The 14,227-nt window shown below is 37.6% G+C and carries 14 protein-coding genes; 5 read left to right on the top strand and 9 right to left on the bottom strand.

From position 1 onward, the window contains the following. The 3 genes from HRT50_RS13825 to HRT50_RS13835 all read right to left on the bottom strand — a co-directional run. A partial coding sequence (locus HRT50_RS13825; protein ID WP_291615481.1) for an uL14 family ribosomal protein occupies positions 1–101 on the bottom strand: 101 nt, incomplete at its 3' end. A gap of 268 nt (positions 102–369) precedes the next feature. Then, positions 370–807, bottom strand: a complete 438-nt coding sequence (gene dtd / locus HRT50_RS13830; RefSeq protein WP_291615457.1) for a D-aminoacyl-tRNA deacylase — start codon at positions 805–807, stop codon at positions 370–372. Continuing rightward, positions 804–1,733, bottom strand: coding sequence for a virulence factor BrkB family protein (locus tag HRT50_RS13835; protein ID WP_291615459.1), 930 nt, complete (start codon positions 1,731–1,733; stop codon positions 804–806). The genes dtd and HRT50_RS13835 overlap by 4 nt, the downstream gene beginning before the upstream one ends. A 418-nt stretch (positions 1,734–2,151) precedes the next feature. On the opposite strand from HRT50_RS13835, the gene HRT50_RS13840 reads away from it, so the two are divergent. Then, on the top strand, positions 2,152–2,376 hold the full coding sequence (locus HRT50_RS13840) for a hypothetical protein (protein ID WP_291615461.1): 225 nt from the start codon (positions 2,152–2,154) through the stop codon (positions 2,374–2,376). A 27-nt stretch (positions 2,377–2,403) separates the two neighbouring features. Here HRT50_RS13840 and HRT50_RS13845 read toward each other — a convergent pair whose 3' ends face one another. The 6 genes from HRT50_RS13845 to HRT50_RS13865 form a co-directional block, all read right to left on the bottom strand. Then, positions 2,404–2,586, bottom strand: a complete 183-nt coding sequence (locus HRT50_RS13845; RefSeq protein WP_291615463.1) for a hypothetical protein — start codon at positions 2,584–2,586, stop codon at positions 2,404–2,406. Between the two features lie 505 nt (positions 2,587–3,091). After that, complete coding sequence (gene typA / locus HRT50_RS13850; RefSeq protein WP_291615465.1) at positions 3,092–4,909, bottom strand: translational GTPase TypA; 1,818 nt, start codon at positions 4,907–4,909, stop codon at positions 3,092–3,094. Positions 4,910–5,144: 235 nt separating this feature from the next. Beyond that, on the bottom strand, positions 5,145–6,665 hold the full coding sequence (locus HRT50_RS13855; protein ID WP_291615467.1) for a carboxypeptidase: 1,521 nt from the start codon (positions 6,663–6,665) through the stop codon (positions 5,145–5,147). A 319-nt stretch (positions 6,666–6,984) separates the two neighbouring features. After that, positions 6,985–9,009 (bottom strand): methyl-accepting chemotaxis protein, encoded by a 2,025-nt coding sequence (locus tag HRT50_RS13860; RefSeq protein WP_291615469.1) that lies wholly within the window; start codon positions 9,007–9,009, stop codon positions 6,985–6,987. Between the two features lie 369 nt (positions 9,010–9,378). Then, positions 9,379–9,576 carry a 4Fe-4S binding protein gene (locus tag HRT50_RS18890; RefSeq protein ID WP_367238881.1) on the bottom strand — a complete coding sequence of 66 codons (198 nt, stop codon included), beginning with the start codon at positions 9,574–9,576 and terminating at the stop codon, positions 9,379–9,381. Continuing rightward, positions 9,489–9,809 (bottom strand): hypothetical protein, encoded by a 321-nt coding sequence (locus HRT50_RS13865; RefSeq protein WP_291615471.1) that lies wholly within the window; start codon positions 9,807–9,809, stop codon positions 9,489–9,491. Before HRT50_RS13865 ends, HRT50_RS18890 begins: the two co-directional genes overlap by 88 nt. Before the next feature lie 343 nt (positions 9,810–10,152). On the opposite strand from HRT50_RS13865, the gene HRT50_RS13870 reads away from it, so the two are divergent. From HRT50_RS13870 to HRT50_RS13885, 4 genes are read left to right on the top strand one after another with little or no spacing between them, the layout of a single operon-like run. Further along, positions 10,153–10,704, top strand: coding sequence for a hypothetical protein (locus tag HRT50_RS13870; RefSeq protein WP_291615473.1), 552 nt, complete (start codon positions 10,153–10,155; stop codon positions 10,702–10,704). Beyond that, on the top strand, positions 10,701–11,291 hold the full coding sequence (locus tag HRT50_RS13875; RefSeq protein ID WP_291615475.1) for a penicillin-binding protein activator LpoB: 591 nt from the start codon (positions 10,701–10,703) through the stop codon (positions 11,289–11,291). Before HRT50_RS13870 ends, HRT50_RS13875 begins: the two co-directional genes overlap by 4 nt. Before the next feature lie 27 nt (positions 11,292–11,318). Further along, complete coding sequence (locus tag HRT50_RS13880) at positions 11,319–12,833, top strand: hypothetical protein (RefSeq protein ID WP_291615477.1); 1,515 nt, start codon at positions 11,319–11,321, stop codon at positions 12,831–12,833. Between the two features lie 40 nt (positions 12,834–12,873). After that, positions 12,874–13,824: an LPP20 family lipoprotein gene (locus HRT50_RS13885; protein ID WP_291615479.1), complete on the top strand. Its 951-nt coding sequence runs from the start codon at positions 12,874–12,876 to the stop codon at positions 13,822–13,824. Positions 13,825–14,227: the final 403 nt, after the last annotated feature.

The following is a 14,227-nucleotide window of genomic DNA, read 5'->3' on the forward strand; positions in this document are numbered from 1 at the left end:
CGTGCATAGCGACGGTGCGAGCCACCAAGAACCTTTATACATTGAACACGCTTAGCGCCACTGTTATCAGCAACATTTAGCTGTGATTGCATTTGGATCATTGATTTTTGCTCCATTGTCATCTTTTTTAAATTGAGATAAATCTCAACAAAAACAAAAGATAAATTATAATTCAAGGCCAGAAATTTGACCCGTCACTGCCTTTTGAAAGACCCCCGTTTCGGTTAGAATTTAGACATAAAAGTCATAACTCAAACTTAACGGGCGCGAGATTATAACACCACTTACACAAAAGTGATAGCCTAATTAGCTAAAAAACAAACAGTACATCATTTACCGCTTTATCGGATAAAAGATTAAATCCAATATTCATATAGTCAGGGTAAAAGTCACTGGGCCATCGTTTAGCAGTGCTACTTTCATATCTGCGGCAAACTCCCCTGTAGGCACTTTAAAGCCTTGTTGGCGTAATTGCCCAACAAAATACTGATACAAGGTATTGCTCAACTCAGGGTTTGCTACGGTAGAAAAGCTAGGTCGCAAGCCTGAATTCGTATCTGCAGCTAGGGTAAATTGAGATACCACTAAGATATCGCCACCTGCTTGCTTAACATTTAAATTCATTTTGTCATTTTCATCGCTAAAAACACGATAACCGGCAACACGCTGTGCTAAACGTTTGGCCTTAGCTTCATTATCTTCTGGTTCAATAGCAAGAAACACTAATAAGCCATGACTAATCTCGCCAATGACTTGGCTATCAACAGTAACGCTTGCCTGACTGACACGCTGTAGCAAAGCTATCATTTCATTTGCTCTTCATTTGTTGGTGGTAGGTTTTCTTCTTTAGGTATTTGTTCTTTTAACGCTTGTTCTTTCAACCTTTGCTCTTTCAACAAAGGGTACTCTTGTAAAGATACGGTTATCATGGCTCCCACCAAGACAATAAGCCAAGAAACATAGACCCATAAAAAAATAATTGGAATGGTAGCCAATGCACCATAAATTACTTGGTAAGAAGGAAATGCTGCAATATATAAGGCAAAAGCTTTTTTCGCAAATTCGAATAACACCCCTGCCACAAATGCGCCCGATATTGCGTACTTAAAAGGTACCGCTTTATTAGGCACAGCCATGTAGAGAATAACAAAGGCAATAATAGAAGATAATAATGGTAGTAGTCGTAAAAAAACATCAAATAAACCTAAAACATCATACTGATCAACCGCGACTATCGACACTATATAAGAAGATAAGGCAATACTAGCACCAACCAATATTGGTCCTAACGTTAATACCATCCAATACATGGCGAATGAGGTTATCGTCCGGCGTTTATCGGTTACTCGCCAAATTTTGTTAAAGGTATTATCAATTGAAGAAATCAGTAATAGTGCCGCGACAAACAAGAATGATATAGCGACAGCAGACATTTTTGAAGCATTGGCGACAAAGCCGGTTAAATATTCTTGTACCACATCGCCAGCTGCAGGGACAAAGTTTTGATAAACAAATTGTTCAACGGTCTGTTGCAGTTCCGCAAACAGTGGAAAAGCGGTCATTACAGATAACATGACGACTATTAGCGGTACTAATGACATCAAACAAACATAAGATAGATAACCCGCGACTACCTGAATTTGTTCACGTTTAACACGTCGGCTAAAATAAAACAGTAGCCCTTTATGTTTATGCCAATACTCGCCAATACTTGTTTGCTTGAATGCACTCATATTTGTTAACAATTTACTGATTTGTCATATTTGTTGCATATATTAAGATAGCGTTAATGAATTAGCCAGTATGATACTGGTATTATACCCATGTTACCTCAAGATGTAGGATTCAGCTGGAATTAGAAACGTCTTTAGGTAAGGAATTGATTGAAGAGAATAGTTATTCAGGATAATTGCTCCTGCATTATCGAATAAGCTACATCCATGTAGCGTTATTGTCGAAATCAATAACGCAGCATAAAACGTTTATAAACCAGCCCTACGGGGGAGTCTGAACAAATCATGTTCATCGTTGCATCTCTTTTTAAGGGTATAGCCATTAATAAAAAGGTGCGCCTTGATCATGAATCGCTCAGGCACCCTGAAACTCGCATATTGAAGTATCATGGGTATAGTAATAATAACGGAGTAATTGATGGCGATTCAAGGTTCGGCGGGAAATGTAATTTCCGCTATTTGTAATGTATTTTTCCCTGGTTTGGGGCAACTGGTACAAGGTAGGCTAATGGCAGCAATAATTTTTGCCATTGTCTGTGTCGGTGGTTATGCGCTGTGGTGGCTGGTGATTCCAGCAATTATTGCTGGAATATTTCATTTATGGTCAATTATAGATGCGGCAACCTATAAAAATAACGCTTAATGAGCTGAGTCATTTATCCCCAGCTTATCAACCAAAGCGCGGTGCGGCAATAAAGCTAACATGCTCATTTTCCGCTGTTGGCTCTTTTTCATCATAACGATTAATTTCCGCCAATAAAGCGGATAGCTGTTGGATTTGTTTTGGGTTAGCTTTACCTTGACTGAAAATTTGACTTAGCTCTTGAAGTTTTTTTAATTGTGCTGGGGACATAATACAATTCCTTTTGTTGGCTAATAAAGCAGGGGTTTGCTGCTGCTTGATAACTTTAAGCGTAGTTACAAATAAACAACTCTGCTGCTTTATTTTTAAAGTAGAAGTAACAAGGTATTAATATCTTATTTCCACTTAACTGTTTGGTGCCATAAAACAGTTACTTAATAACAATAAGCTAGCCTCTTTGTCGACAACACTGACAACAATTGCAGATATGTCTTACACCGGGGAATTTACCCTCCTAGACATTAGGAGAATGTGCGTCAAGATAATTGCTCAGGAGAATGAGCGTCCTGCATTCTCTAATAAGTCGCATCCATGCCACGTCTTCATTATCTTCATAAGGTACGTCCTGTACCATCTGCATTGTTTAATAAGTTACCTCCATGTAACGTCATGTCTTCATGACACCCGTACTTCCTGTATTAGCTTTAGATAATAAAAAACGCCTATCACTTTCGTGATAGGCGTTTTTTTTAAACGTTACTAAGGTAGTCAGTAATTACTTACTGCCTCTACCTTCGCGTTTACGTTCATTTTCTTTTAAGGATTTTTTACGAATACGAATATTCAGAGGTGTTACTTCTACCAACTCATCATTATCGATAAACTCTAAAGCTTGCTCTAAAGACATTAAGATAGGTGGAGTTAATGTTTGTGCTTCATCAGTACCTGAAGAACGAACGTTAGTTAACTGCTTGCCTTTAAGTGCATTAACAGTTAAATCGTTATCGCGGCTATGAATACCAATAACTTGACCTTCATATACATCAATACCGTGCCCAATCATCATACGGCCACGTGACTGTAAGTTGAAGATAGCGTTAGTAAGCGCTTTACCAGTTGCGTTAGCAACCATTACACCATTTTTACGTTGGCCAATATCGCCACCTTTATGAGGACCATATTCGAAGAACGTATGGTAAATCAAACCAGAGCCTGACGTTAACGTCATAAATTCAGTTTGGAAACCAATTAAACCACGACTTGGCATAATGAAATCCATGCGAATACGACCAGTACCATCAGGTGCCATGTCAGTTAATTCAGCTTTACGTATACCCATTTTTTCCATGATCGAACCTTGATGTTGCTCTTCAACATCAATAGTTACTGTTTCATAAGGTTCTTGTAATACACCATCAACCATACGTTCAATAACTTCTGGACGCGAAACAGCTAACTCAAAACCTTCACGACGCATGTTTTCAATTAAGATACCTAAGTGAAGTTCACCACGGCCTGACACTTTAAATTTATCAGGATCAGGTAACTGCTCAACACGCAATGCTACGTTGTGAACTAACTCTTTTTCTAAACGCTCTTTAATGTTGCGCGAAGTTACGAACTTACCTTCTTTACCACAGAATGGTGAAGTATTTACTTGGAAAGTCATGTTGATGGTTGGTTCATCAATAGATAACGCAGGCAGGCCTTCTACTTCTTTAGGACAACAAACGGTATCTGAAATTTTCAATTCACCTAAACCGGTAACCGCAATGATATCACCAGCAAAACCTTCTTCAATATCATGACGTTCTAGGCCTAAGTAACCAAATACTTTACCTACTTTAGCGTTATGTACGCCGCCACTAGCTAGTTGTATAGTTACTTGTTGATTTGGCTTAACACTACCACGCTTAATACGACCAACACCGATTACACCTAAGTATGAGCTGTAATCAAGTTGAGAGATTTGCATTTGGAATGCGCCTTCAGGATCGGCATCTGGTGCCGGTACTTCAGAGATAATAGTATCAAATAAAGGTGTCATATCAGTACCAACAACGCCTTCTTCTAAAGAAGCCCAACCGTTGATTGCTGAAGCGTAAACAACTTTAAAGTCAAGTTGTTCATCAGTAGCACCTAAGTTATCGAACAATTCGAAAACTTGATCCATAACCCAATCAGGACGAGAACCAGGCTTATCAACTTTGTTGATAACAAGAATTGGTCTTAAACCTTGAGCAAATGCTTTTTGCGTAACAAAACGCGTTTGTGGCATAGGGCCTTCTTGTGCATCAACAATCAATAGTACTGAATCAACCATTGACATAACACGTTCTACTTCACCACCAAAATCAGCATGGCCAGGAGTATCTACGATGTTTACACGGTAGTCGCCCCAGTTAACAGCGGTATTTTTAGCTAAAATAGTAATACCACGTTCTTTTTCAATATCGTTTGAATCCATAACACGTTCGTCATGGCCAGCACGCGCATCTAAAGTACCTGATTGTTCAAGTAATTTATCAACTAAAGTGGTTTTTCCGTGGTCAACGTGAGCAATAATTGCCACATTTCTTAATTTATCTAACACAGGCTTTACTCGCTGTTACTATCGTTAATCGCTATTCCAGCGGATTACCGAAATAGGGCTATAATTTTGCGCGCATTATACAGCGATTTCGACTAAAAAGAAATCAATATATAATCTATTGGCCTCACCTGCACTTTTATAGAAGGCGCAAACAACAAAAAAGCTTAGCCAAATTATTGACTAAGCTTTTCATTTAACTCATTACTAACCAATAGATTAATTTATCGACAATTTATTAATACTTGGCCGCTTGCCCTTTAGCCGGTAAACTTTTTTTGATGAAGTCACGAATATCTTGATTTGATTGTCGTAAATCTTCATGGCGTAAATACATCATATGACCACTTTCATAACCTTTAAATGACAACCTGTCTTTCATCAAACCGCTTGGGTCTAGTTGCCATAGTGTATATTTAGCATCAAAATAGTTAGTCGCGCCATCAAAGTAACCTGATTGAATCATCACTTGTAGGTAAGGGTTTTGTGCCATAGCAGAACGAAGCCCTTCGCCGGCTTTATTACCAGTACGATCCCACGGATGAACATTACCAAACATGTTGTACTTAATGTCTGTTTTATAAGCTAACTCTTCGCGTAAATAATAGTTAATTGCCGGGGTAAAGCTGTGTAACCATGAGCTTAACTCCGCGTTATAATCAGGGCGTGAACCGGCAACTTTTTTATCAATGCCTAAATAACGAGAATCTAAACGACCAATAGTTTGTTTTCTGTCGCGTAATAACTCTTTCCAGAAAAAGTTATTATCAACATCTAAGTTATTATTAACCACGGCGCTCACTGATAAGCCGGAATATTTCGCTACTTGCTCAGCGATATTCTGCTTCTCTTGTACTGAGATAAAACCACCTTTTGCTAACGCTGGCAGGTATTCACCGACAGTAAACCGTTCAACTTCGGCCAGTAACTCAGTTAGAGGTTTTTTCTGCAACTCAGGCGTTAGCGCTTTATGATACCAAGCAGCTGCGGCAAAATAAGGTAGTCTGTTCGCCGCTTTTACCGGACCATCACGTTTAATACCAATATCAGTTGGTGATACTAGAATCACACCGTTAACGTACATCCACTGACGTGACTGTAATTCTTTAGCTAAACCAGCAACACGTGTGGTGCCATAGCTTTCACCAATTAAATATTTAGGTGAGCGCCAGCGGTTATTACGACTAACAAAAGTATTTACCCATTCTGCCAAATATTTAATATCCGCGTTAACACCAAAGAACATTTTCTTTTGTTGCTCTTTAGTTGGCATTTTACCGTCTTTATCTGGCAATACGCGTGAATAGCCGGTATTAACCGGATTAACAAAAACGATATCAGCGACATCTAAAATTGAATAAGGATTAGTTTTTACGCCATAAGGCTGTAACGGATAACCTTCATTATCAACATTCAATACTCTAGGACCAGTATAAGCTACATGCATCCATACCGAAGCAGAGCCTGGACCACCATTAAAAGAAATCACCAATGGACGTTTTGCGGTATCTTTTACATCACTGCGTTGGTAATAGGTATAAAACAAACTCGCCGTTGGATTACCATCTTCATCCCATACCGGTTGTGTCCCCGTAGTGGCTGTGTATTTAAATTTTTTGCCATTGACCTTAGTACTGTGTTTAGTGGTGTTCTTCTCATCAATAGCCAACTTACGTTCATGACCACTGTTTTGTTCACTAGACTGGCTAGTCGCATGTGCTGTTAGTACTGGGCTTAATGATAAGCTGAGCATTACCATTACCGAGACGAATAAGCTTTTACCCTTATGTAGCAATGTTTGTATATTTGAAGTAGAGATAATTAAATCCTCATCAGGTTAAGTTTGCTTAAATTTAATGAGCTAAATTAAGTGAACTTGAATAAAGTTAGTTGGAAAGTAACAGCTAGTCTCGAAAGGATAAAACTGTTTTCGTTAAAACGAAGAGGAAATAGGTTAAAATGCATTGAATAACATTTTTTCACATTATCTCTATACTTAAAAAAATAGCCTTGAAAAATACAGGCTGAAAAAAGTTACCTGTGAATAGCTATTGTCGCCTTTCTAAAAATCACTTTTACTAAGAAACTTTGAAGGTACCAATAGCTGCATCTAACTTAGTGGCTAATTCAGCAACCTGCTTACTATATTTCAGTGTTGAGGACGACAATTCACTACTTTTCTGGCCTAAATCAACAACCGCATCAATACTCTGCTTTATATCATTACTCAAGCCATTTTGCTGGGTAGCTGACTGCGATATATCCTGGCTCATGATATGCATTTCTTCTATAGCTTGATGGATTAAAGACAATATGGCCAAAAGCTCAACCGTATGTTCTTGACAGTTGTTCGCTTCATTTTCTCCTTGAATAATATCCGCTACTGCTTTTTTAGTTTGGCCTTGTAACGACTCAATCATCACTTGAATTTCATTGGCAGATTCCTGTGTTCTGCTAGCCAGTAAACGTACCTCATCAGCAACCACAGCAAAACCTCGACCAGAGTCCCCTGCCCTTGCAGCTTCTATCGCTGCATTTAATGCCAACAAATTAGTCTGTGCTGAAATACTGCTAATAGCATCTAATATACCGCTAATATCGAGAGATTTTTGTTGTAAAACCGCCATAACCTCTGAGGTATTATCAAGCATGGTAGTTAAATTTTTCATGCGTTCATTGGTAAGCTTGGCTATATTTTCAAGTTTATTACTTTGCGCCAAGGCATTAGTCATTTTTTGTTCGGCATTGGTCGCTTTTTTCAAAATATTTTCAGCACTCAACTCCAAGTCATCGGTTTGTGCTGTAGCTTGCATAATTGTTTGCTGTTGCAAAGATAAAGCGGAAGTCACTTGCGCGGTTTTATTGCTGGATTGTTCCGCGGCATCATTAAGTGAATGAGTATAATTAGAAATATTGGTTATTAATGCCGTTAAATCGGCAACCACTAAATTAACATTTTTTGAAAGTTCACCATATTCATCTTCTGAACGAACGGTTAACTGGCGTGACAAATCACCTTTGGCTATTTGCGCTAACACTTTGTTAATACCTGTTAAAGGGCCTATCATGCTCCGAATAGTAATAGCGGCAATACCCGCACCAACAATAAACAAGACAATAAAAACAACTAGCGTTTCTATATTACCTTGCTCAACATTGTCAAATATATCCGCTTGCAGTTGTGCTAAGTTTTTATCTAGTACTTGTAAAAAAATATCAATATCGTCGCTAGCATCATTGATATGTTGATCGGAATTTTTATAAGCTTTATTAAACAAGTCTCTATGTTCAAGTTGTGATATTTTTAAGGTAAATATATTATTATCACTACGCAGCATAGACTTTGAACGCGTAAACTCGTCAATAAACTGATCTATTAAACCACCGGTATCATAATCTTCACCTAGGCGGCTTAAAAAAGTTAATAACTGAGTAATATTATCTAAACCAAAATCAATATCTTGCTGAGACATGGTGACTTCTTCAATACTATTAATAGTTAGTATCGCCTTAGTCGCATCGGTTAAATTAAACAAGTAACCCTCTATTTGGCTAGCTGAACCAATAATACGCTCGATCTGCCGCTGATTTTGCGTATCTTCTAAAAAGGATAAATCTCCTAAAATAGCACTGGCCTCATCTAAAATATTATAGAGGGCTTTTTGCTGCTCGTTAAGTTGGATGGTTTCAGTTAATTGTGCTTTTTTATAAGTAAACATAAGTGCAACAGACTGGGTATAGGCATTATAAGTTGTAGTGAAATGACTTAAATTATCAATGGCTGGAAAGCTAACCAGCATTTTTGTTATTAACTGGCTGTTTTTGATTAGCAGTAAATTTTGTTGAGCAAAGTTTTGCTCAATAGTTTTAATGGCACTTACCGTTGACTGAGTAACAATTAACGCTTCCAACTTGGCCTGTTTAAGTAATTGCTTTTGCACATTATTCGCATAACCTTGCAATGGCAGAGCAAAGTTATCTACCTTCGCCGTAGCAATTTTAATATCACTTAAAATTCCTACTGAACTAATACTAGAAAATAATAGTAGTAGCAAAATAATGGCAAAACCTATGATTACTTTATGAGTAACTTTTAATACCATCTCTATAACCTTACTTCATTAGTATAATACCAGTTCCATTAAGTTTGTGATCTAGATGTGTGTAGGAAAAATAAATCAAAGCAAGGCGCTCGATTGACCAATAGCTGGCTATTGGGATTGAGAGCTACGCCGCCTTGGCGTATTTTAACCAGCACAAGTGAGCAATAATTTAATGGAATTGGTATAACAGCTCAGCTGTTAATTAACTCAATAACGTTATACCAGTATAGACAATTTTAGCGGGCATTTTTTAAGCTAAAAAAAAACCGTGACCCTAAGATCACGGCTATACTTATAGCTGAATTAGCACCTATTTGCATTTATTCCCTTTGAAAGGAAATAATTAAAAATAGGATAAATTAAATGTCACTAAGTCTTGTAACAAGGGTATCGTTGGCAACATATAACTCTCGGCAGAACTTGTTTATTGGCAATGCTGGCCTTTTCCCAAACCGTGACTCTATTTAATTGCTTCATCATTAAATCATTAACCAACTCCACCACAGAAAAATGCGGACAAAGCCAACCACAGTAAATACACCAAACTTCCAGATCAACAGCGCTGATATTGCAACAAAGGCAAAGCCAGGAAGCAGCACACGGCTAAATATTTTAATAGCGACATCAATGCTATCGCCACCGCCATACAAAATTGAATCAATTCTGATGGTCCATGCCTGACCCAAAATAATAAAGTGACCCAAGGTTAAGTCAAAGCGAAAAATGTTTAAGAGTGGTGCAAAGATAAATAGCATAAAAAAAGCAATTTTCGCACTAATTCTTGCTTGTTGTAATGACATCAGCATGGCTTGTTCTCTGCAATAGCATAAATTTTATAGCAGTATATCGGCCTTTAAAAATTGCTGACTTATTCTAGATCAGCCTTAACAGTAATCATTGTATTGCAAAATATTACACTTTTTATACAGTTAGCTGCTTGCTACCCACCATAAACAAGGTTCTAATTGACTTATCTACGCTTACAAAAGCAGATCAAGCTAAAAATTACGCTTTGTTTACATTACTCATTACTATTTAAACTGAGCAACTGCTTGATTACGCTTTAGAAAGCTAAAAAATACCACTTATCAGTTAATGCTGTTACAGTTTTATCAATTTTCACTTTAGGATATGGAGTTCAACATGAGGAATATACTTTTATTGGTTGCGGTTTTATTGGTCGCTACTGGCTGTTCAAGTAAAAAATCTAGTACTGATATTGAGTCAGATATGGGGTTAAAAGACGCTCCTGCTTGGGTAAATAACGGAACCAACACAGTTAGCAATGAAAATGGTCAATTAATTCATGGAGTTGGATCAGCACCTGCCATGGGGGATATATCTTTACAAAAATCCACGGCTGATAACAGGGCAAGAGCAGAAGTTGCTAGAATCATGTCAACTTTCATCGACTCAACACTAGCAGATTACTCCGCAAGTAACGGTGAAGGCTTTGATATGTCGGTTGAAAAAACGATTAAGTCATCAACTAAAGCCGCTTTATCTGGTGCCGTAATTATAGGTAGTTGGCGAGATATAAATTCAGGTTTGGTTTACTCTTTCGCCGAGTTAAATTTAAATACACTTGAAGCATCAATAAGTAACGCTGACAAAATTAACCAATCATTTAAGCAATATACAGAGAAAAATTTAGAAGCAAACTTTGAACGCTTCACTAAGGGGAATAACGAATGAAGCTTTTAGCAATAATTTTAAGCGTAGTAATATTATCAGCTTGTAGTGGTACAAAAGTTCAACGCATTGATTCATCAGAAACCATAGATTTAAGTGGCGCTTGGAATGATTCTGATTCACGCATGACAGCTGAAACTATGGTGGCCGACGTACTTAATCGCCCTTGGATAAATCGCCATGTCAGCAAACACGGAAAACCACCTACGGTAATAGTAGGTAGTATTAAGAACCTAACTCACGAGCACATTAATACCAATACATTTGTTAGTGATATTGAAAGAGAGCTTATCAACTCAGGCATGGTTGAATTCGTCGCGTCAGCCAAACAGCGAGGAGATATAAGAGACGAACGTAAAGATCAAGACCTGAACTCAACGGAAGCAACTCGTAATGCCGCAGGTCAAGAAATAGGTGCTGATTACATGCTTACAGGTCAAATCAATACCATTATCGATGCTAATGCTTCAACACAACTTCGTTATTACCAAGTCGATTTAACACTGATTAGTTTGGCTGATAATCGGAAAGTATGGGTAGGACAAGAAAAAATTAAAAAGTTAGTAGAAAATTCTAAACTTCGCTATTAAAAACACTCGACTAACAAGGAGCATTCATTGGGTAATTTAGCCATAGTAACGACAGTAAAACCTTCAATATTTTTATTGGCTTTATTTTGCTTTATTTTATCTGGATGCGCTGCAAATAATAGAGATGTGTCTGAGGTTGCGAATCAACTCAGACATAATCTACCCATTGAAACTGCATTAACTAAACTCGAAGCAATAAAAGTTGATCGGCGAAGTAGTGCACAGCACGAGCTAAACTTAGGTTACTTACAACTTGTCAGTGGTGACTATCAAAATGCGATAACTAATTTTGAAAAAGCCAAGCAGACCATGGCTTCTTTACAAGCGATATCAATATCTGAAAATTTAGCCTCTGCTACCGTCAATGAAACCTTTAGAAACTATTCGGGTTGGCCGACAGACCAAGTATTAGTACATGGTATGATGGCAATGGCTTACCTGTTAAATAATGATCTCAATGGCGCTAGAGTTGAGATATTACAAGCCGATACTCAAATGAATAAGTTAGCTGGAGCTGACACGAAAAGCTCACACGGCCAGTTAGCCTTTGTTCGTTATTTAGCAGGTGTTATTTATGAATTAAATGACGAATATGATAGCGCACTAATCAGTTATCGAATGGCGTTTAATATTTTAACAACACGAAAAGAAACAATACCCGCCCCCTTGCAACAAAGTCTTATTGACTTAACTTCGCGTGTTGGCCTAGCAGATGAATCAAAAGATTACCAAAAACAATTTAGTCGAGGTTTATCTAAGCACTATACCAATAAACAGTTTGTTTTTGCTTTTGACGGTGTTGTCACACAAATGCAGCAAGCTAAATCAACACTTTGGTGGGATATAGATGATGTCTACTTATCAGTAGCACTACCAAAGTTCCCCCGAAATAACTATGTTGAATATCCTTTTTACATTCATTCTCAGGAGGGAGAAATAGTTACTCAAAGTATAGAGTCTATTGAAAAACGAGCCAGAGAGGACCTACAAGCAAGAATGCCCGTTATATCGGCTATGGCACTTGCTAGAGCAGGCGCTAAATTCCAAACAGTTAAAGAACTAAATAAAAAAGATAATGTACTTGGCGCTTTCGCAAATATTTTGACTATTATCTCTGAAGTTGCCGATCTTCGTCACTGGAGCCTGTTGCCCTCTTCAATTCAAATTGCCGTCAGTTATGAAACAGCTGCGACTTTACAATTATCCAGCAGATACGGCCAACTATTTATCGATGCAACTAACGATCAGCAAATAGAGCAAGTGCAAGAGATAGACCCCCTTGAAAGCAAGATTATTGACAATAGTACTGCTGACAACCAGCTTTCAGCTGAAGAAAATATCGAAGGAGCGATTTCAAGAAAGCATATAACAAAGAGTATGACTGCTAAATCAAGAGCATTGCATGAAGATATATTGAAAGTAAGTCCTACGACAGTGGAAAAAATCAGAAAGAATATAGCAAAAATAAATAATTCAACTAAAAAGAACGCGGTAGTTCTTCTCTCTAGCTTGACAAATAAAATACATATAGCGAGATTTTAACGTGATTATATTAATTGCATAAACAGCAAAAGGATAAAAAATGAAAAAACTTTTAAGTATTTTAATGGTATTAAGTATTGTTGCTTGTAGCTCAACACAAAATCAACCGCCACTATGGCTCTCTCAGCCAGCAAAAGCTTACCCTGACAGCCAATACTTAGCTGCCGTTGGTCAAGGCCGTGATATTGAACAAGCAAAGCAAATAGCCTTAGCGAATTTAGCACGTATATTTTCAGTTTCAATAACCGAAGAACAAATAGATAAAAGCCATTTTTCCACTGAACAAGGAAAAACTAACAATGAAGTAACGCGTTTTATTTCAGCAAAAGCTAACCAACAATTAAAAGGCGCGGTAATTAAAGAGACATATCAAGAGCCACAAGGGCAAAGTTATGCGGTCGCAGTAATGGAAAAGTTACCCGCAGCTAAAGTATTTAGAGAATCAATCAGACAACTTGATCGTAAAGTGTCAGGTAATTTGTCCTATGCCAAGAATGAAGCGCCTAATTTTTTTAAAGCGTTAAAAGCTCTTGAGCAAGCTCATATTGCCCAACAACAGCGTGAAAATGATAATAGAAGCTTAGTGCTAGTAGCCAAGAAAGGCATAATGTCACAAACCACCAGTGCCGATATCGAAAATTTAATAAAGACATCACTAGCCACAATTAGCTTCAAAATAAGTAGTGATGACAGTTTTCTACGTAAACAGTTAAGTGCATCTGCCGCCACTTTAGGTGTAAAATTATCTCAAACTTCTCCAATAGTATTACAGGGAAAAGTAGAACAACAACCGGTTTTATCTCAAGGTGGCTGGTTTTGGCTAAGAGGTAATATTCATATTAGTGTTAGTGATGGCGAAAACACCACACAACAATTACTTTTCCCTTTTAAAATATCAGCCCAACAAGAGTCGATGTTAACTCCAAGGCTAGAGAAGCATATCGCTAATAATTTAGAAGCATATATTATTAAAACGATATTTAAAGAGTAGTTTTAAATATCAATATAAAGCGAGTAATTGGCTAGAAGACACAAATTAACCCGCCAGCATTCCCGAGGTCTATTGTCGGGAATCTAGTCACTTAAACTATAGATTCCGTCCCCTACTAGACACCACGAGCATGACAAAAAGACTAGCGGTTTGGGATGTTAGTTTAAAGGCTTTTATAAATCTCTATCGCTTCTTGGAAGTCAGGGTAAAAAGTTAAATTACCTTTATGAAGCACTATCACAGAATCTTTAATTTCATGGCTAACCATTCCCGTCATGCAGGTATAAATTTGAAAGCGATATGTCAAGTGTCAGAAAATATGTAGATAACCTGAAAACTGGATAAGGATTGAACTAACTGCCCACCTTGCGATCAGATCTTTCGACTAAAAACGATTTGAAAG

This window comes from Colwellia sp. (assembly GCF_013215345.1).
In the GTDB taxonomy this organism is placed as follows: domain Bacteria; phylum Pseudomonadota; class Gammaproteobacteria; order Enterobacterales; family Alteromonadaceae; genus Colwellia.

Coding starts and splice junctions, on each gene's coding strand:
- dtd (WP_291615457.1), bottom strand. CDS start 807: ATGATAGCTTTGCTACAGCGTGTCAGTCAGGCAAGCGTTACTGTTGAT.
- HRT50_RS13835 (WP_291615459.1), bottom strand. CDS start 1,733: ATGAGTGCATTCAAGCAAACAAGTATTGGCGAGTATTGGCATAAACAT.
- HRT50_RS13840 (WP_291615461.1), top strand. CDS start 2,152: ATGGCGATTCAAGGTTCGGCGGGAAATGTAATTTCCGCTATTTGTAAT.
- HRT50_RS13845 (WP_291615463.1), bottom strand. CDS start 2,586: ATGTCCCCAGCACAATTAAAAAAACTTCAAGAGCTAAGTCAAATTTTC.
- HRT50_RS13855 (WP_291615467.1), bottom strand. CDS start 6,665: ATGGTAATGCTCAGCTTATCATTAAGCCCAGTACTAACAGCACATGCG.
- HRT50_RS13860 (WP_291615469.1), bottom strand. CDS start 9,009: ATGGTATTAAAAGTTACTCATAAAGTAATCATAGGTTTTGCCATTATT.
- HRT50_RS13865 (WP_291615471.1), bottom strand. CDS start 9,809: ATGTCATTACAACAAGCAAGAATTAGTGCGAAAATTGCTTTTTTTATG.
- HRT50_RS13870 (WP_291615473.1), top strand. CDS start 10,153: ATGAGGAATATACTTTTATTGGTTGCGGTTTTATTGGTCGCTACTGGC.
- HRT50_RS13875 (WP_291615475.1), top strand. CDS start 10,701: ATGAAGCTTTTAGCAATAATTTTAAGCGTAGTAATATTATCAGCTTGT.
- HRT50_RS13885 (WP_291615479.1), top strand. CDS start 12,874: ATGAAAAAACTTTTAAGTATTTTAATGGTATTAAGTATTGTTGCTTGT.